This is a genomic window from Enterobacter sp. 22452 (assembly GCF_052045065.1).
GTDB classification, from domain to species: Bacteria; Pseudomonadota; Gammaproteobacteria; order Enterobacterales; family Enterobacteriaceae; genus Enterobacter; species Enterobacter mori.
In genome coordinates this window covers 1-17,980 of sequence record NZ_JBQEOB010000007.1, presented here as the reverse complement: position 1 = coordinate 17,980, position 17,980 = coordinate 1, and the positions used below count along the sequence as shown (strand labels likewise).

General features: G+C 56.8%; 21 protein-coding genes. 4 read left to right on the top strand and 17 right to left on the bottom strand.

Going from position 1 to position 17,980, the window contains the following annotated elements; genetic code table 11:
* Positions 1 to 76: 76 nt before the first annotated feature.
* The 3 genes from ACTJJA_RS18735 to ACTJJA_RS18725 are packed head-to-tail and all read right to left on the bottom strand — an operon-like array spanning position 77 to position 2,328.
* The gene (locus tag ACTJJA_RS18735; RefSeq protein WP_440668903.1) at positions 77 to 298 is read right to left on the bottom strand and encodes a non-oxidative hydroxyarylic acid decarboxylases subunit D; all 222 of its coding nucleotides are present in this window, start codon (positions 296 to 298) and stop codon (positions 77 to 79) included.
* A 10-nt stretch (positions 299 to 308) separates the two neighbouring features.
* Complete coding sequence (locus ACTJJA_RS18730; protein ID WP_010434519.1) at positions 309 to 1,736, bottom strand: non-oxidative hydroxyarylic acid decarboxylases subunit C; 1,428 nt, start codon at positions 1,734 to 1,736, stop codon at positions 309 to 311.
* On the bottom strand, positions 1,726 to 2,328 hold the full coding sequence (locus tag ACTJJA_RS18725) for a non-oxidative hydroxyarylic acid decarboxylases subunit B (protein ID WP_440668902.1): 603 nt from the start codon (positions 2,326 to 2,328) through the stop codon (positions 1,726 to 1,728). Before ACTJJA_RS18725 ends, ACTJJA_RS18730 begins: the two co-directional genes overlap by 11 nt.
* A gap of 172 nt (positions 2,329 to 2,500) precedes the next feature.
* On the opposite strand from ACTJJA_RS18725, the gene ACTJJA_RS18720 reads away from it, so the two are divergent.
* A complete protein-coding gene (locus tag ACTJJA_RS18720; RefSeq protein WP_100166286.1) occupies positions 2,501 to 2,908 on the top strand; it encodes a MarR family winged helix-turn-helix transcriptional regulator in 408 nt (135 codons plus the stop codon).
* On the opposite strand, the gene ACTJJA_RS18715 is transcribed toward ACTJJA_RS18720, so the two are convergent.
* Complete coding sequence (locus ACTJJA_RS18715) at positions 2,905 to 3,792, bottom strand: LysR substrate-binding domain-containing protein (protein WP_440668901.1); 888 nt, start codon at positions 3,790 to 3,792, stop codon at positions 2,905 to 2,907. The two genes, ACTJJA_RS18720 and ACTJJA_RS18715, sit on opposite strands and share 4 nt — an antisense overlap.
* Before the next feature lie 109 nt (positions 3,793 to 3,901).
* Between ACTJJA_RS18715 and ACTJJA_RS18710 the strand changes: the two genes are divergently transcribed.
* On the top strand, positions 3,902 to 5,110 hold the full coding sequence (locus ACTJJA_RS18710) for an MFS transporter (RefSeq protein ID WP_440668900.1): 1,209 nt from the start codon (positions 3,902 to 3,904) through the stop codon (positions 5,108 to 5,110).
* On the top strand, positions 5,107 to 5,484 hold the full coding sequence (locus ACTJJA_RS18705) for a DUF4440 domain-containing protein (protein WP_440668899.1): 378 nt from the start codon (positions 5,107 to 5,109) through the stop codon (positions 5,482 to 5,484). Before ACTJJA_RS18710 ends, ACTJJA_RS18705 begins: the two co-directional genes overlap by 4 nt.
* A gap of 54 nt (positions 5,485 to 5,538) precedes the next feature.
* Here the strand turns inward: ACTJJA_RS18705 and rpoS are convergent, their stop codons facing one another.
* The 13 genes from rpoS to cysG all read right to left on the bottom strand — a co-directional run bounded on the left by rpoS (position 5,539) and on the right by cysG (position 16,540).
* On the bottom strand, positions 5,539 to 6,531 hold the full coding sequence (gene rpoS / locus ACTJJA_RS18700; RefSeq protein ID WP_013098493.1) for an RNA polymerase sigma factor RpoS: 993 nt from the start codon (positions 6,529 to 6,531) through the stop codon (positions 5,539 to 5,541).
* Positions 6,532 to 6,590: 59 nt separating this feature from the next.
* On the bottom strand, positions 6,591 to 7,715 hold the full coding sequence (nlpD, locus tag ACTJJA_RS18695; RefSeq protein WP_431139008.1) for a murein hydrolase activator NlpD: 1,125 nt from the start codon (positions 7,713 to 7,715) through the stop codon (positions 6,591 to 6,593).
* 116 nt (positions 7,716 to 7,831) lie between these two features.
* Entirely contained in the window at positions 7,832 to 8,458 is a 627-nt protein-coding gene (locus ACTJJA_RS18690) for a protein-L-isoaspartate(D-aspartate) O-methyltransferase (protein WP_010434533.1), read from the bottom strand.
* A complete protein-coding gene (surE, locus tag ACTJJA_RS18685) occupies positions 8,452 to 9,213 on the bottom strand; it encodes a 5'/3'-nucleotidase SurE (RefSeq protein WP_421510932.1) in 762 nt (253 codons plus the stop codon). The genes ACTJJA_RS18690 and surE overlap by 7 nt, the downstream gene beginning before the upstream one ends.
* Positions 9,194 to 10,243: a tRNA pseudouridine(13) synthase TruD gene (truD, locus tag ACTJJA_RS18680; RefSeq protein WP_421510933.1), complete on the bottom strand. Its 1,050-nt coding sequence runs from the start codon at positions 10,241 to 10,243 to the stop codon at positions 9,194 to 9,196. Before truD ends, surE begins: the two co-directional genes overlap by 20 nt.
* The gene (gene ispF / locus ACTJJA_RS18675; protein ID WP_008499607.1) at positions 10,240 to 10,719 is read right to left on the bottom strand and encodes a 2-C-methyl-D-erythritol 2,4-cyclodiphosphate synthase; all 480 of its coding nucleotides are present in this window, start codon (positions 10,717 to 10,719) and stop codon (positions 10,240 to 10,242) included. Before ispF ends, truD begins: the two co-directional genes overlap by 4 nt.
* Positions 10,719 to 11,429, bottom strand: a complete 711-nt coding sequence (gene ispD / locus ACTJJA_RS18670; RefSeq protein WP_126544879.1) for a 2-C-methyl-D-erythritol 4-phosphate cytidylyltransferase — start codon at positions 11,427 to 11,429, stop codon at positions 10,719 to 10,721. Before ispD ends, ispF begins: the two co-directional genes overlap by 1 nt.
* A gap of 19 nt (positions 11,430 to 11,448) precedes the next feature.
* Positions 11,449 to 11,760 (bottom strand): cell division protein FtsB, encoded by a 312-nt coding sequence (gene ftsB, locus ACTJJA_RS18665; RefSeq protein ID WP_003862095.1) that lies wholly within the window; start codon positions 11,758 to 11,760, stop codon positions 11,449 to 11,451.
* Between the two features lie 79 nt (positions 11,761 to 11,839).
* Complete coding sequence (locus tag ACTJJA_RS18660) at positions 11,840 to 12,166, bottom strand: DUF3561 family protein (RefSeq protein WP_042716229.1); 327 nt, start codon at positions 12,164 to 12,166, stop codon at positions 11,840 to 11,842.
* Positions 12,167 to 12,224: 58 nt separating this feature from the next.
* Positions 12,225 to 12,830, bottom strand: a complete 606-nt coding sequence (cysC, locus tag ACTJJA_RS18655; RefSeq protein ID WP_010434543.1) for an adenylyl-sulfate kinase — start codon at positions 12,828 to 12,830, stop codon at positions 12,225 to 12,227.
* The gene (gene cysN, locus ACTJJA_RS18650; RefSeq protein WP_431139012.1) at positions 12,830 to 14,254 is read right to left on the bottom strand and encodes a sulfate adenylyltransferase subunit CysN; all 1,425 of its coding nucleotides are present in this window, start codon (positions 14,252 to 14,254) and stop codon (positions 12,830 to 12,832) included. Before cysN ends, cysC begins: the two co-directional genes overlap by 1 nt.
* A 9-nt stretch (positions 14,255 to 14,263) precedes the next feature.
* The gene (gene cysD / locus ACTJJA_RS18645; RefSeq protein WP_010434549.1) at positions 14,264 to 15,172 is read right to left on the bottom strand and encodes a sulfate adenylyltransferase subunit CysD; all 909 of its coding nucleotides are present in this window, start codon (positions 15,170 to 15,172) and stop codon (positions 14,264 to 14,266) included.
* A gap of 9 nt (positions 15,173 to 15,181) precedes the next feature.
* Positions 15,182 to 16,540 carry a siroheme synthase CysG gene (cysG, locus tag ACTJJA_RS18640; protein ID WP_440668898.1) on the bottom strand — a complete coding sequence of 453 codons (1,359 nt, stop codon included), beginning with the start codon at positions 16,538 to 16,540 and terminating at the stop codon, positions 15,182 to 15,184.
* A 236-nt stretch (positions 16,541 to 16,776) separates the two neighbouring features.
* On the opposite strand from cysG, the gene ACTJJA_RS18635 reads away from it, so the two are divergent.
* Complete coding sequence (locus ACTJJA_RS18635) at positions 16,777 to 17,820, top strand: aminopeptidase (RefSeq protein WP_108416375.1); 1,044 nt, start codon at positions 16,777 to 16,779, stop codon at positions 17,818 to 17,820.
* The last annotated feature ends 160 nt before the right edge of the window (positions 17,821 to 17,980 follow it).

Below are 17,980 nucleotides of genomic sequence, written 5' to 3'. Positions count from 1 at the left end.
TGTCGGGTGGCGGCTTCGCCTTACCCGACCTACAAAACCCGTAGGCCCGGTAAGCGCAGCGCCACCGGGCTTTTTTTTACAGCAGCGGTGGGATCGTCGGCACCTGCGGTGCCTCATCAATATCCTTCTGCGTCATGCGAAACGCTTCCGGGTAATGTTCGCGGTTGGTGCGGCGCAGCGGTTCGGTATCGCGCCAGGTATACAAACAATGCTGGCACTGGTAAACCGTCCAGACCCCTTTCACCGGTGATGTTGCCATCACTTCAATATGCTCATCGGCACAACGTGGACAAATCATCTTTTCCTCCTTATTGGCGTGCTGCCAGCATCGCGGTCAATTTTTCAGCCCAGGCTTTGGTTTCAGGCAGATCCTGTACCGGCTGGCTGTAGTGACCACGGGTGTCCGGTGCAACTGGCGTGGTGGCATCAATAATCAGCTTGTCGGTAATGCCCGCCGGGCTGGAACCAGGGTCAAGTTCAAGGACCGACATGTTCGGCAGCTGTACCAGATCCCCTGCCGGGTTCACTTTCGACGACAGCGCCCACATCACCTGCGGGAGGTTGAACGGATCGACATCTTCATCCACCATGATTACCATCTTCACGTAGCCCAGACCGTGCGGCGTGGTCATGGCACGTAAACCGACCGCGCGGGCAAAACCGCCGTAACGTTTTTTGGTGGAGATAATCGCCAGCAGGCCGTGGGTGTACATCGCGTTCACCGCCTGCACTTCCGGGAATTCTGCTTTTAGCTGCTGGTAAAGCGGTACGCAGGTTGCCGGGCCCATCAGATAATCAATCTCGGTCCACGGCATGCCGAGGTAGAGCGACTCAAAAATCGGTTTGGTGCGGTAAGAGACTTTGTCGATACGTACAACCGTCATGTTACGTCCACCGGAATAGTGCCCCGTAAACTCGCCGAACGGCCCTTCAATTTCACGCTTGCGGCCTTCGATGACCCCTTCAAGGATCACTTCAGAACCCCAGGGCACGTCGAAGCCGGTCAGCGGCGCGGTGGCAATCGGGTACGGGCTTTCACGCAGTGCGCCGGCCATTTCATACTCGGACTGATCGTATTTCAGCGGCGTCGCGCCCATCAGCGTGATGATCGGATCGTTGCCGAGGGTAATCGCAATCGGCAGATCTTCACCGCGTTCTTCCGCTTTATGCAGATGCAGAGCGATATCGTGCATCGGAACCGGCTGCAGGCCGAGCTTGCGCTTGCCCTTCACTTCCATGCGGTAGATGCCGACGTTCTGCTTGCCGAAGTGGTCCGGGTCGAGCGGATCGCGCGAGACGACGCACGCTTTATCGAGATAAAAACCGCCGTCACCGTCGTTCAGGCGAAATAGCGGCAGAATGTCGAACAGGTTGATCTCTTCACCATCCACCGTATTCTGCGCCCAGGCGGGGTTAGCGCGACGCTCTGGCGTAACGGGGAATTTATCCCAACGGCGAATAAACTCGTCGATCTGTTTTTTTACCGGGGTGTTCGCAGGCAGCCCCATCGAAATGGCGTGGTTTTGCCAGGAGCCGATGGTGTTCATCACCACGCGGGCATCGGTAAAGCCGCGAATATTGTCGAACCACAGCGCGGGCGCGCCGTCGCCAATGCGGCCGGTCGCGTTGGCGGCCGCCGCCAGATCCGGCTCGGCGTTCACCTCTTCCTCAATTTTCAGCAGTTGCCCTTGCTCATCGAGCGCCTGCAGGAAGCTTCTCAAATCATCAAATGCCATCGTTAGTCTCCTGTGAAAAATGTTTCGCCTCACGCAAGCCGTTCCAGCGGCGCGCCTTTTTATGCTCCAGACCGAACTGGTCGAGCACGCGGGTCACGATATGCTGGGTAATGTCATCGGCGGTTTGCGGGTGGTTGTAATACGCAGGCATGGGCGGCACCATCGCCACGCCCATGCGGGAAAGTGCAAGCATGTTCTCCAGATGAATGGTGCTGAGCGGCGTTTCACGGGGGACCAGCACCAGCTTTCGCCCCTCTTTCAGCACCACATCCGCCGCACGCCCCACCAGCCCCTCGGCGTAGCCCGCGCGGATGCCCGCCAGCGTTTTCATGCTGCAGGGAATGACGATCATGCCGTCGGTGCGAAACGAGCCGGAGGAGATGGTAGCGGCCTGGTCAGCCGGGCTGTGAACAACGTCAGCCAGTGCGGCGACGTCATGCGCGGTGTAAGGCGTTTCCAGCTCAATGGTGGTTTTTGCCCACTTCGACATCACCAGATGGGTTTCCACCTCCGGCATCTCTCGCAGTGCCTGCAATAAAGCCACACCCAGCGGCGCGCCCGTTGCTCCCGTCATTCCTACTATCAATCTCATTCAGTACCTCAATCATTTTGTTCGTATACGAACATATGGAGTAACCTACTCCTGGAACCTGTTCATGACAAGATCGTTCGCATACGATCACACTAAATGCTAAAAACTCCCGCGTTATAATCCAGGGCGTTAGCGGCTATCATAGAGAGTGATTTTTTTCGTCGGAGTGTTCATGGAACTAAGACAAGAAGCGTTCCACCTGTTGCGCCAGCTTTTTCAACAACATACTGCGCAATGGCAGCATGCTTTGCCGGAGCTGACCAAGCCGCAATATGCGGTTCTGCGCTCAATTGCCGAACATCCGGGCATCGAACAGGTGGCATTGACCGAAGTGGCAGTCAGCACGAAAGCGACGCTGGCAGAGATGCTCAGCCGCATGGAGGCGCGTGGGCTGGTAAAACGCGAGCACGATCCCGCAGATAAGCGCCGCCGGTTTGTCTTCCTGACGCCAGAAGGTGAAGCCCTGCTTGCAGGCTGTAAACCGGTCGGCAATGACGTGGATGAGGCGTTTTTAGGACGCCTGAGTAAGGCCGAACGCGAGCAATTTTCTGCGCTTATCAAAAAGATGATGCACGACTAATTCACCCTCGCACGCATAAAATCGATAAACTTTCGGACTTTCGCGGGCACGTGTTGGGCATCGGGATAAACCGCATAGATGCCCTGCTGTGCAAAGGTGTAGCCAGGTAATACCGACGCCAGTTGCCCTGCATCCAGCGCATTTCGCACCAGCCAGTCAGGCAGTAACGCCACGCCGCTTCCGGCACGTGCGAAAGCCATCAGCGCCTGAGCACTGTCAGCATAGAGACGCGGGGCTTTCGTGATTTCAAACGAGACAAGCTCTCCGCTGCTCGCTTTCACCTGCCAGCGCAGTGGAGAGGGCAAACGCTCGTGAATGATCCAGTCGGCTTTCGCCAGCTGTTCAAGGGTCTCTACCGGATGGTTAGCCAGCCATTCCGGCGCTGCCACCGGCAATATGGCGAAAGAGGTAATCATCGCGGCGTGGTAGCGTGAATCGGCGAGCGTTCCCAGCCGGATGGCGACGTCAAAGCGCTCAGAGATAAGGTCGGCATGCAAAGAGGACGAAACGTGGCGCACGCGAAGTTCCGGGTGCTGCCGACTAAATTCCGCCAACAAAGGCACCACAACCTGCGAGCCGTACTCGGGCGTTGTGGTTATCCGCAATTCTCCGGAGAGTCCCGCATGATTCGCGCGGACATCGTCCTGCAGCTGTTCTGCCTCCTTCAGAAGCGCGACGCTTCGCTGATGAAAAAGCGCGCCCGCCTCGGTTAACGTCAGACGGCGGGTTGACCGCAGCAGCAGCGTAACGCCCAGCTCGTCTTCAAGCTGGCGAATGTTGAAACTCACCACGGCTTTTGTCAGCCCCATTGCCTCTGCCGCGGCGGTGAAGCTGCCCGCCTCCGCGACTGCGATAAACATCGCCGTACGCTGTAGAGTAAACATCGTTAACCTTTATCACTGTCAAAAATATTTTGACAGTATATCGCTGTTTGTCGCGTTTATCCGTAGCTTGCGGGCCGATACGATACGCCACCTCACCGGAGGATCCACCATGACGTATCGCAGCAAAGTCGCCGTTGTCTATCTGCTCGGCTTTTTCCTTGATTTGATAAATATGTTTATTGCCAGCGTCGCCTTTCCGGCCATGGCGCGCGCGTTCAACACCACTCCCTCAGCGCTTGCCTGGGTCAGTAACGGGTACATTGCCGGTCTGACGCTAGCGATCCCTTTCGGCAGCGCGCTGACGCGACGTATCGGGCCAAAGCGCGTCATCCTCCTCTCTCTGGCTCTCTTTAGCGCGGCCTCCGCTGCTGCGGGACTGTCTTCCTCACTGGAAAGCCTGATTGCCTGGCGTGCACTGCAAGGGATTGGCGGTGGCTTGCTGATCCCGGTTGGACAGGCGCTAACCTGGCAACAGTTTAAGCCTCACGAACGCGCCAGACTCTCCTCGGCGGTGATGCTGGTCGCGTTGCTTGCCCCTGCCTGCTCTCCTGCTATCGGCGGACTGCTGGTGCAGACGCTAAGCTGGCGCTGGATCTTTTTTGCCACGTTGCCCGTCGCCATCGTCACCTTTGTTTTAGCCTGCGTATGGCTTAACGCTGAAATGCCGCCGAAGAAAACAGCCAGGCTATTAAACCTCTCCTTGCTGACCGATCCACTTTTGCGTTTTTCCATGCTTGTCTACGTGTGCGTGCCCGGCATCTTTATCGGGGTAAACGTAACGTGCATGTATTATCTTCAGAGCGAAGCCAGCATGACGCCCGCCGCAACGGGCATGCTTATGCTGCCATGGTCCGCGGCATCGTTTATGGCCATTATGGTAACGGGACGCTATTTTAACCGCGTCGGACCCCGGCCTCTGGTGGTTATCGGGTGCCTTTTGCAGGCAACGGGCATTCTGCTTTTACTGAACGTCAGTTCGGCATCGCCAGCGCTGTTATCTGTCGCGGCCTTTGTGTTGATGGGGGCCGGAGGCAGTCTTTGCAGCAGCACGGCGCAGAGCAGCGCGTTTCTGACGACAGCCCTGGACGATATGCCTGACGCCAGCGCCCTGTGGAATCTTAATCGTCAGCTAAGCTTTTTTGCGGGAACCCTGCTACTGGCGCAGGTGCTGAGCATTGCGCAGGTTTATCTTGCGCCGCTCGTCGCCTGGCACGGGATGTTTATTTTTGCCGCAGGCATCACTTTAGTGCCTGTATTGTGCGTTTTTCGTCTTAACACGATGCAGGTGCTCAGCCAGCTGCGACAGGAGAATTCATGACGCTTTTTGAACACGACATTATCGACCTCCACATTGCGCTTGAAAACTGGTTAGGCAAAGGTGAAGGTGAGGCTGAAACCTTGCTCACCCGCTTTCGACCGGATTTTCTGATGATACCACCGGGCGGCGCCCATCTTGACTATCGCGCCCTTGCCCATTTTCTCGACACCCAGCGTGGAAGCCGGCCCGGCCTGAAAATCGTCATTGATGAACTCGCCACGATAGAAGCCTGGGATAACGGCGCAGTACTTCACTATCGCGAGACACAAACCCGCCCCGATATGCCGGTAAACGTGCGCTGGTCGACGGCGGTGCTGAATCAGGAAGGCGACAGAATTGCGTGGCGTCTGCTGCACGAAACGGCGCAGCCGTAGCACCAAAGAAAAATGGCCCGTCTTACGACGAGCCATTTTTTGACGAAAGGTTGCTTATTCGCGGAACAGCGCTTCGATATTCAGACCTTGCCCCTGCAGGATTTCACGCAGGCGACGCAGACCTTCAACCTGAATCTGACGAACACGTTCGCGGGTCAGGCCAATTTCGCGGCCGACGTCTTCCAGTGTCGCAGCTTCATACCCCAGTAAACCGAAACGACGTGCCAGCACTTCACGCTGTTTGGCGTTCAGTTCGAACAGCCATTTGACGATGCTCTGTTTCATGTCATCGTCCTGCGTGGTGTCTTCCGGGCCGTTGTCTTTTTCGTCGGCCAGGATGTCCAGCAGCGCTTTTTCGGAGTCGCCACCCAGCGGGGTGTCAACCGAGGTAATGCGCTCGTTGAGACGCAGCATACGGCTTACGTCATCAACCGGTTTATCAAGCTGTTCGGCAATCTCTTCCGCGCTCGGTTCGTGGTCCAGTTTATGGGACAACTCACGCGCGGTACGCAGATAGACGTTCAGCTCTTTGACGATGTGAATCGGCAGTCGAATCGTACGGGTTTGGTTCATAATTGCCCGTTCGATGGTCTGACGAATCCACCAGGTCGCGTAGGTTGAGAAGCGGAACCCGCGTTCCGGGTCAAATTTCTCAACTGCGCGGATGAGACCTAAGTTGCCCTCTTCAATCAGGTCCAGCAGAGCCAGACCACGATTGCCGTAACGGCGAGCAATTTTCACGACCAGTCGCAGGTTACTTTCAATCATGCGACGGCGCGAGGCAACATCACCACGCAAAGCACGACGTGCGAAATAGACTTCTTCTTCGGCCGTTAACAGTGGGGAGTAACCAATCTCCCCAAGGTAAAGCTGAGTCGCGTCCAGTACACGCTGTGTGGCGCCCTGCGATAACAGCTCTTCTTCAGCCAAATCGTTATCACTGGGTTCCTCTTCTACTAAGGCTTTTTCGTCAAAAGCCTCTGCTCCGTTCTCATCAAATTCCGCATCTTCATTTAAATCATGAACTTTCAGCGTATTCTGACTCATAAGGTGGCTCCTACCCGTGATCCCTGAACGAGACACCCTGGCTGGCATGCCCCGTCAAATTATCGCTGCGGCAGATACTGCAGCGGGTTTACGGATTTCCCCTTGTAACGAATTTCAAAATGCAAGCGTGTAGAACTGGTTCCGGTGCTACCCATGGTAGCGATTTTTTGCCCCGCCTTAACTTCCTGTTGTTCCCGGACCAGCATTGTGTCGTTATGGGCGTAGGCACTCAGGTAATCATCGTTATGTTTGATGATAATAAGATTACCGTAACCGCGCAGAGCGTTACCGGCATAGACAACGCGTCCGTCTGAGGTCGCGATGATAGCCTGTCCCTTACTCCCTGCGATATCGATCCCTTTATTTCCTCCCTCGGAGGAAGAGAAGTTTTCGATAACCTTGCCGTCAGTCGGCCAGCGCCATGCAGAGATAGGCGAACTGGTGGAGGTACTGCTGGCAGTCGGTTCAGTAGAGCTAACCACAGGTGCCGTAACCGGTGCTGTGACAGCAGTCGCAGTCCCTTTATTATTCGGCAACATTTTGTTAGCACTCTGATCACCTGAATCCTCAGAATACGTAATTACAGGTTGTGAAGCAACCACCGTGGTGGATTTTTGTGCAGGCATAACGCTGTTATTTTGCGCGGTCACATCCGCCGCAGAAACTGTGTTCCCCGGCGTGAGTGGCGTACCCGTCGCGTTGCCCACCTGGAGCGTTTGGCCGACTTCCAGTCCATACGGGGCCTGCACGTTATTGCGTTGTGCCAGGTCACGGAAATCGTTCCCGGTGATCCAGGCAATATAGAACAGCGTGTCGCCGCGCTTCACGGTGTAGGTGCTGCCGCCGGTATAGCTCCCTTTCGGAATGTTCCCATACTTGCGGTTGTATACTATGCGGCCATTTTCCGTCTGAACAGGTTGTTCAACTGGCTGAATCTGTGTTGGCTGCGTGGCTGGACGCTGAACCGGCTGGATCTGCGGAGTTTGCTGCGCCGTAGAGGTGCCCATTTTCGGCGGAGGAGTGATCAACATTCCGCTGGACGTGTTACCCGAGCCGCTGTTCCCGCCGACGGAGCTTACAGGCGCAGGTGCGTTATTCGAACTTGTACAGCCTGCCAGCCAGAGCGAAACCAGTGATAATGCCGCAACACGGCTGATGGTGAATTTTGGGCTTCCCGCGCTCATTTATCCCCCAGGAATGTGTTAACTACCAGTGACTTAAAAATAACCGTGATGGCACGAACCTTTTGCGCCACACAATACGCTGAATTTGCCTTAATAACCCTGGATAAATCCGAGTCTCAGGCCAGCTCCCCCTTAACCAGAGGCACAAAGCGTACGGCTTCTACGGTATCGATAATAAACTCGCCGCCACGCCGACGAACACGCTTCAGAAGCTGGTGTTCATCGCCCACAGGCAAGACGAGAATGCCGCCTTCATCCAGCTGCGACAAGAGTGCTGCCGGGATCTCCAGCGGTGCGGCCGTAACGATAATGGCATCAAACGGGGCGCGAGCCTGCCAACCCTGCCATCCATCACCGTGACGTGTTGAAACATTATGTAAATCAAGTTGTTTCAGGCGACGACGCGCCTGCCACTGTAAACCTTTGATGCGTTCGACGGAACAAACATGGCGAACAAGATGCGCGAGGATTGCGGTTTGATACCCCGACCCGGTGCCAATCTCCAGCACGCGAGATTCCGGCGTTAGCTCCAGCAGTTCCGTCATGCGCGCGACCATGTAGGGCTGAGAAATAGTCTGGCCTTGCCCAATAGGCAGCGCCACGTTTTCCCACGCTTTGTGCTCAAACGCCTCGTCTACAAACTTCTCGCGCGGAACCTGGGCAAGCGCATCCAGCACATGCTCGTTGGTGATCCCCTGAGCGCGAAGTTGTTCCAGAAGAGTTTGTACACGTTTGCTTACCATTGCACGTTCACCCCGACCCGATCTAACCAGTCCGACACCACATCATGCGCGCTATACGCGGTTAAATCTACGTGCAGTGGCGTAACGGAAACATACCCTTCATCTACAGCAGCGAAGTCCGTATCTGGACCGGCATCGCATTTTTCGCCCGGAGGCCCAATCCAGTAGAGGGTATTGCCGCGCGGATCCTGCTGCGGAATAACCTGGTCAGCAGGATGACGGCTGCCACAGCGCGTCACGCGGATCCCCTTGATCTCATTGAGCGGGAGGTCGGGTACGTTGATATTCAGGATACGGCCGGTACGCAGGGGTTCGCGCCCCAGCGCGCGAAGAATCGCACAGGTGACCGACGCTGCCGTGTCGTAATGCGTATGGCCGTTAAGCGAAACCGCCAGCGCCGGGAACCCCAGATGACGGCCTTCCATCGCTGCCGCCACGGTACCGGAGTAGATCACGTCATCGCCGAGATTGGGTCCGGCGTTGATACCTGACACCACAATGTCCGGGCGCGGGCGCATCAGCGCATTCACGCCGAGGAACACGCAGTCGGTCGGCGTGCCCATCTGTACGGCGATATCGCCATTTTCAAAGGTAAAGGTGCGAAGCGACGACTCCAGCGTCAGTGAGTTAGACGCTCCACTGCGGTTACGATCGGGAGCCACAACCTGCACATCCGCAAATTCGCGAAGGTGTTTCGCCAGGGTCTGTATACCTGGCGCGTGGATCCCGTCATCGTTACTCAGCAATATTCGCATAATCACCCGAGGTGTTGATAAGTTCCCTGACAACACTGGTGGCAAAGCTACCTGCAGGTAGCCAGAAGCGTAACTCAACGGTCACGTCATCCCACCAGTTCCAGCTTAACTGCTGCGGGTAGAGCAACATCGCGCGGCGTGCTGCTTCGACTTTTTCCCGCACCAGCAGTGATTGTAATTCTGGCGCATCCGCGACGGCTGACTGCTCGGCAGCGAGCGCGTCGCCCTGCGTGCCCCAGTCGCCCGTTCCGGGCATCGCGGCAGTAATCATCAGCGCTTTGGCGTCCACACGAGACTGGACATCGGCCATTTCATCGACCGTTGCCACAAACCAGCTTCCGCGTCCCGCTAATTGTAGCGCATCGCCGACAACAACTTGATTAGCGTCCGATTTTTTCAGACGTTCGCTCACAATCTGATTAAACAACGCACTGCGGGCCGCAGACAACCAAAAACTGCGTTTATTCCTGTCGCGTACCGGCGCATCGCTTTGCGCCCAGCGCAATGCGCCCTGCAGGTTGCTGCCACCGATACCAAAACGCTGTGCGCCAAAGTAGTTCGGTACGCCGCGTTCGTTTATCGCCTGTAGGCGTTTTTCAACGTCTTCGCGGTCAGTCACTTCACGCAGCACCAGCGTAAAGGCGTTGCCTTTCAACGCGCCCAGACGCAGTTTGCGCTTGTGACGGGCGTACTCCAGCACTTTACAGCCTTCAAGCTCAAACTGGCTTAAATCCGGCATCGTATTGCCCGGCACGCGCGCGCAGATCCACTGTTCAGTAACCGCATGTTTATCTTTCTGTCCGGCAAAGCTCACTTCGCGGGCATGAATTTTCAGGAATTTTGCCAGCGCGTCGGCCACAAACCGTGTGTTGCAGCCGTTTTTCAGAATGCGCACCAGAATGTGCTCGCCTTCGCCATCCGGCTCAAAGCCCAGATCTTCCACCACGAGGAAATCTTCCGGGCTGGCTTTCAGCACCCCGTTCCCCTGCGGTTTACCGTGCAGGTATGTCAGGTTGTCAAAATCGGTCATTTGCTCGCCTTCACCAGCAGCGCCACGGCTTCACAGGCAATGCCTTCGCCACGGCCCGTAAAGCCCAGCTTCTCGGTGGTGGTCGCTTTGACGTTGACGTCATCCATATGGCAGCCCAGATCTTCCGCAATAAACACACGCATCTGCGGAATATGCGGCAGCATTTTCGGTGCCTGAGCGATGATGGTCACATCGACGTTACCCAGGGTGTAGCCTTTCGCCTGAATGCGACGCCACGCTTCGCGCAGCAGTTCGCGGCTGTCTGCCCCTTTAAATGCCGGGTCGGTGTCCGGGAACAGCTTGCCGATATCACCCAGCGCCGCCGCGCCCAGCAGCGCATCGGTCAGCGCATGCAGCGCCACGTCGCCATCAGAATGCGCCAGCAGTCCTTTTTCGTAAGGAATACGCACGCCGCCAATGATAATTGGGCCTTCTCCGCCAAAGGCGTGTACATCAAAACCGTGTCCAATTCGCATTATGCCTTCTCCTGATGGGTCGAACGGGTAAGATAAAATTCCGCGAGCTGCAAATCTTCCGGGCGCGTCACTTTTATATTATCAGCGCGCCCTTCAACAAGCTCAGGGTGAAAACCGCAATACTCCAGCGCTGAGGCTTCGTCCGTGATGGTCGCACCTTCTTTAAGCGCACGCGTCAGGCAGTCGTGGAGCAGTTCGCGGGGGAAAAACTGTGGCGTCAGCGCATGCCATAAATCAACGCGCTCAACGGTATGGGCGATAGCCTGTTTGCCCGGCTCGGCGCGTTTCATGGTGTCACGCACGGGGGCAGCCAGAATCCCGCCGACCTTGCTTGTTTCGCTCAGGGCCAGCAGACGCGCAAGATCGTCCTGATGCAGACACGGACGCGCCGCGTCATGTACCAGTACCCACGATGCGTTTCCGGCAGCCTGAATGCCCGCCAGCACGGAATCGGCGCGCTCGGCGCCACCGTCAACGACGGTAATCTGTGGGTGGTTTGCCAGCGGGAGCTGCGCGAAGCGCGCATCGCCTGGGCTGATGGCGATGACCACGTGCGTCACCCTCGGGTGCGCCAGCAGCGCCGCCACGGCGTGCTCAAGGATCGTTTTATCGCCAATTGAAAGGTACTGCTTGGGACATTCTGTCTGCATGCGCCGGCCAAAACCTGCGGCCGGCACCACGGCACAGACGTCCGAAAAAGTTGCTGCCATGTCGTAATCCTGGGCCTGATTATCGATTGTTTTGTGCTGAGCCCTGATTGCGTTTAGACGCATCCGGAACCAGACGATAAAAAGTTTCGCCCGGCTTAGTCATACTGAGTTCATTGCGTGCGCGTTCCTCAATCGCCTCTTGCCCGCCATTGAGGTCATCAATTTCAGCAAAGAGTTGATCGTTTCGCGCCTTGAGTTTGGCGTTTGTTGCCTGCTGAGCCGCGACGTCATCGCTTACCCGGCTATAGTCGTGCAGTCCGTTCTTACCGAACCACAACGAATATTGCAGCCAGACCAGCAAAGCCAGCAACAGCAGCGTTAGTTTACCCATCCTGCCCCCTGAAAAAACGGCATCATCATCCCATAACTTTCCGTTCGACTCTACTCCGGGGTTTTAATTATGTCGCAAGTTAGCCCATCAGCCATAAAAACAGCAGGCCAAACATCACCACAACGGTCACAATCGTGATAACCGTACTATACAGGAGTCGGCCATTGAAGAGGGAGTGCAGCGCAATACCCACCACCACCGCCACAGGCATCAGCGCCAGGAAGAAAGGCCAGGTATAGAGGAAGAAGAACAGCGTGTTACCGCCGTAAATGAGAAACGGGATGCCCAGCGCCAGTAACCACGAGATAAAGCCGACAATGGCCCCAGGGAAGGACCAGGTCGTCTCGTCGTCGGTCGTTAACGGCTCCGACCCGGTGGTGATAATGTAGTTTTCACTGTTGCGCATAGCTGATCCTGTGACCATGACTCATCGTTCGGGAAGACAGCTCCCGAACGATACCGTCTCAGGATCTGATAATATCGTCCCGTCTGAGCAGGTCTAATAATTGGCTTACTAAATTTGTTACCAATTGTTGACCTTCCAGGTGAATCTCTGGCGATTCAGGCGCTTCGTAGACCGCGTCAATGCCGGTGAAGTTACGCAGTTCTCCGGCACGGGCTTTTTTGTACAGCCCTTTCGGGTCGCGCGCTTCGCAAATCTCCAGCGGCGTATCGACAAACACCTCAATAAAGCGGTCCTGACCCACGCGTTCGCGCACCATCTGGCGCTCGGCGCGGTGCGGTGAGATAAACGCGGTCAGCACCACCAGCCCGGCATCCGCCATCAGGCTGGCGACTTCGCCCACCCGGCGGATGTTCTCTTTGCGGTCATCGTCGCTAAACCCCAAATCGCTGCACAGGCCGTGACGCACGTTGTCGCCGTCCAACAGGTACGTGCTTACGCCCTGCTGATGCAACGCCTCTTCCAGCGCGCCCGCCACCGTGGATTTACCCGAGCCGGACAGCCCGGTAAACCACAGTACAACGCCACGGTGGCCGTGGAGCTGTTCGCGCTGGGCGACAGTGACCGGATGAGGATGCCAGACGACGTTCTCATCATGGGCGGCCATTACTTGCCTCCCAGCAGATCGCGTGCGCCCCAGTGCGGGAAGTGCTTGCGCACCAGCGCGTTCAGTTCCAGCTCGAAGGCGCTGAATTCTGACGCCACGGCAGCCTGTTCTTTAGGCTCGCGCACCATACCAGCTCCGACGGTCACGTTGGTCAGCCTGTCGATAAAGATCAGCCCGCCCGTAACCGGATTCTGCTGATACGGATCCAGCACCAGCGGTTCGTCGAAGGTCAGATCCACCAGACCAATACCGTTCAGCGGCAGTTCGGTGACGTCACGATGGGTCAGGTTGTTGATATCCACCTGGAACTGAATACCGTCCACGCGGGCGCGGGTTTTCTTACCGGCAATTTTGATGTCATAGCTTTGGCCTGCGGTCAGCGGCTGTTCGGCCATCCACACCACATCCACGGACGCGCCCTGCACTGCCGCCAGCGTTTCGTGGGCATCCACCAGCAGATCGCCCCGGCTGATATCAATTTCGTCTTTCAGCACCAGCGTTACCGCTTCACCGGCACCCGCATCCTGCAGGTCACCGTCGAAGGTGACGATGCGGGCGATGGTGGATTCCACGCCGGATGGCAGCACCTTAACGCGCTGGCCGACCTTCACGAAGCCTGACGCGAGGGTGCCGGAGAAGCCGCGGAAATCGAGGTTAGGACGGTTCACGTACTGTACCGGGAAGCGCATCGGCTGGGTGTCGACGACGCGCTGAATTTCAACGGTTTCCAGCACTTCCAGCAGCGTCGGGCCGCTGTACCACGGCATGTTCGCGCTCTGGGAGGCGACGTTATCCCCTTCCAGCGCCGAGAGCGGTACAAAGCGAATATCCAGGTTGCCCGGCAGCTGTTCGGCAAAGGTCAGGTAGCTCTGGCGGATCTCCTCGAACTTCTCTTCGCTGAAGTTAACCAGATCCATCTTGTTGACCGCCACCACCAGGTGTTTGATCCCCAGCAGCGTCGAGATAAAGCTGTGACGACGGGTCTGATCCAGCACGCCTTTCCGCGCGTCCATCAGCAGGATTGCCAGGTCGCAGGTAGACGCACCGGTCGCCATGTTACGGGTGTACTGCTCGTGCCCCGGGGTGTCGGCAATAATAAATTTGCGCTTCTCGGTAGAGAAGTAGCGGTAGGCCACGTCAATGGTGATGCCCTGCTCGCGCTCCGCCTGCAGGCCGTCCACCAGCAAGGCCAGGTCGAGTTTTTCACCCTGGGTGCCGTGACGCTTGCTGTCGTTATGCAGGGAAGAGAGCTGATCTTCATAAATCTGGCGCGTATCGTGCAGCAGGCGGCCAATCAGGGTACTTTTCCCGTCATCCACGCTGCCGCAGGTCAGAAAACGCAGCAGGCTTTTGTGTTGTTGCGCGTGCAGATACGCTTCCACGCCGCCTTCATTGGCAATTTGTTGAGCAATAGTGGTGTTCATGGCGGCTCCTTAGAAATAACCCTGACGTTTCTTCAGCTCCATGGAGCCTGCCTGGTCGCGGTCAATCACGCGCCCCTGTCGCTCGCTGGTGGTGGACACCAGCATCTCTTCGATGATCTCCGGCAGCGTCTGCGCGCTGGATTCCACCGCGCCGGTCAGCGGCCAGCAGCCGAGGGTACGGAAGCGCACCATCTGTTGTTTGATCACTTCGCCCGGCTGCAGGTCGATGCGATCGTCGTCGATCATCATCAGCATGCCGTCGCGCTCCAGCACCGGACGCTCGGCGGCCAGATACAGCGGAACGATCTCGATGTTTTCCAGGTAGATGTACTGCCAGATATCCAGCTCGGTCCAGTTAGAGAGCGGGAAGACGCGAATGCTTTCGCCTTTGTTGATCTGGCCGTTGTAGTTGTGCCACAGCTCCGGACGCTGGTTTTTTGGGTCCCAGCGGTGGAAGCGGTCGCGGAAGGAGTAGATACGCTCTTTGGCGCGGGATTTCTCCTCGTCGCGGCGCGCGCCGCCGAAGGCCGCGTCAAAACCGTATTTGTTCAGCGCCTGCTTCAGCCCTTCGGTTTTCATGATATCGGTGTGCTTGGCGCTACCGTGCACGAACGGGTTAATGCCCATCGCCACCCCTTCCGGGTTTTTATGCACCAGCAGCTCGCAGCCGTAGGCTTTCGCGGTACGGTCGCGGAACTCGTACATTTCGCGGAATTTCCAGCCGGTATCCACGTGCAGCAGCGGGAACGGCAGCGTGCCCGGATAAAACGCTTTACGCGCCAGATGCAGCATGACGCTGGAATCTTTACCGATGGAGTACATCATCACCGGGTTAGAAAACTCGGCGGCCACTTCGCGGATAATATGGATACTCTCCGCTTCAAGCTGCCGCAGGTGTGTAAGACGTTTTTGGTCCATAACCGTTCCTTAAGCCAAATTTACGACAGAAGAACCAAAGCCTTCTGTATCGGTTGTGTTCTGAAACCAGGCGAGCGTGCTGTGCAGCTGCACCACTTCCCCCACCACGATCAGGGCGGGCATCGGGGCGTCTTTCGCCAGGGTTGCAAGATGTTCCAGCGTGCCCGTCGCAACATGCTGATCGACGTGCGTGCCGCGAGAAATCACGGCAACGGGCGTCGTCGCCTCGCGACCGTGCTGAATAAGTTGTTCGCTGATGTCTGCCGCTTTCATCGTGCCCATGTAGATCGCCAGCGTCTGGCGGCTCTGGGCGAGATGCGACCAGTCAAACGGCGTGCTGTCGGCCTTGTAGTGTCCGGTCACAAAAGTCACGCTCTGGGCATAATCTCGATGGGTTAGTGGGATACCGGCGTAGGCCGTCACCGCAGAGGCCGCCGTGATGCCGGGCACCACCTGGAACGGTATGCCCGCTTCGGCTGCTGCCTGCAACTCTTCGCCGCCGCGACCGAAAATAAACGGATCGCCCCCTTTCAGGCGCACCACGGTTTTACCCGCTTTGGCGGCGTTAACCAGCATCTGGTTAGTGTCGTGCTGCGGCACCGAGTGCTCGCCAGCCCGTTTGCCGACGCAGATTTGCTCCGCGTCGCGACGGATCAGCTCGCGTACGCCGTCGGTGACCAGATGGTCGTAGAACACCACGTCCGCGTCCTGCAGCACCTGCAGGCCACGCAGCGTCAGCAGCCCGGCATCGCCCGGCCCTGCCCCCACCAGAATGATCTCCCCGCTCGTGCTGCCGGGGTTATCCAGTTCGTCCTCGAGGATTTTCTGCGCCGCCGTCTCATTACCGGCATGCATCAGGCTGGCAAAGCGGCCGCGAAACACGCGCTCCCAGAAGCGACGACGTTCCGCCACGCTGGTCAGGCGGGTTTTCAGGTGGTTACGCCAAAAGCTGGCTTTTTCCGCCATGCGCCCAAGGCTGGTCGGCAGCAGCGCTTCGATTTTTTCCCGCAGCACGCGCGCCAGCACCGGCGCGGTGCCGCCGGAGGAGATCGCCACCAGCAGCGGCGAGCGGTCAACAATCGACGGGAAGATAAACGAGCACAAAGGCTGGTCGTCCACCACGTTCACCAGGCGGTAACGGGCTTGCGCCGCGTCAGAAATTCGACGATTGAGTTCACGATTTTCGGTGGCCGCAATCACCAGCACCACGCTGTCGATTTGCGACTCCTCGAAATCCGCCTCTTCGACTACCCGTACCTGCGCGCCTGCCCGTTGCAGGAACGCGATTTTGCGATCGGCAATTTCACCCGTACCAACAACCAGCACCGGTCTCTCTTTAATTGCGGCAAATAAGGGCAGATAGTCCACAGGCAACAACTCACTAACAACAGGAATAGTGGGACTATAGGGGGCGACTTAGACCGAATGAAATTACGAATTGGAATGAGTAGTTACTCAATGGAATAACGCCCTGGAAAAGCAAATATCAAAAAGTGCTTAACACGCGAAATTTCGGGCATTTAAGAGCAATTCAAATTGTGTATGCACGATCACAGTTTCATACTAAGCGGGTTAAAAATTTGCTCTGTTTTTAAGGACTCACTATGTTTTCCGCAACGCGCCACCGTATTGCTGCCCTGGCGCTCGGCGTTTGCTTCATCCTTCCGGTTCAGGCAAAAAACCAACCTTATGGTGAAATCGCCAATATGCAGGCGCGGCATATTGCCACGGTCTTCCCTGGACGCATGACCGGCACACCGGCCGAGATGCTCTCCGCAGACTATATTCGTCAGCAGTTTGCCGACATGGGCTACCAGAGCGATATCCGCTCGTTTCACAGCCGCTACATCTATACCTCACGTAATAAAACAAAAAACTGGCACAACGTGACGGGCAGTACGGTCATTGCCGCACACGAAGGGAAAGCGGCTGAGCAGATCATTATCATGGCGCATCTCGATACCTTCGCCCCGATGAGCGACGCCGACACCGACAATAACCTCGGCGGGTTGACGTTGCAGGGGTTGGACGACAACGCGGCGGGTCTGGGCGTCATGCTTGAACTGGCCGAGCGAATGAAAAATATCCCAACGAAATACGGGATTCGCTTTATTGCCACCAGCGGAGAAGAAGAAGGAAAGCTTGGCGCTGAGAATCTCCTTAAACGCATGAGCAATGAGGAGAAAAAAAATACGCTGTTGGTGATCAATCTCGATAATTTGATCGTCGGCGATAAGCTCTATTTTAATAGTGGGCAGAGCACCCCCAGCAGCGTGCGTAAATTAACACGCGACCGGGCATTAGCCATCGCCCGTAGCCACGGTGTGTATGCCACCACCAATCCCGGCGGCAACCCGGATTATCCGAAAGGAACCGGCTGTTGTAACGACGGCGAAGTGTTTGATAAAGCGGGCATTCCGGTGTTGTACGTTGAGGCGACGAACTGGGGTCTGGGCAAGAAAGATGGGTATCAACAGCGGGCGAAAACGAAAGCGTTCCCGGAGGGGACAAGCTGGCATAACGTGATGCTGGACAACCAGCAGCACATTGACAGCGCGCTGCCTCAGCGAATTGAGCGCCGCAGCCGTGATGTGGTGAAGGTGATGCTGCCGCTGGTGAAGGAGCTGGCGAAAGCGGGGAAAGCCTGAGGTTTTTAAGTATAGCGAGGCCTGATGCCCTCACCCCAACCCTCTCCCACTGTACAGTCCGGGGACATGGTAGACAGGTGTTCGGGGACATGGTGAACACTTTTTAACATCCTTTACCCATGGTGATCGACTTTTTCTTCAGGTCGATCACCCCCACTTT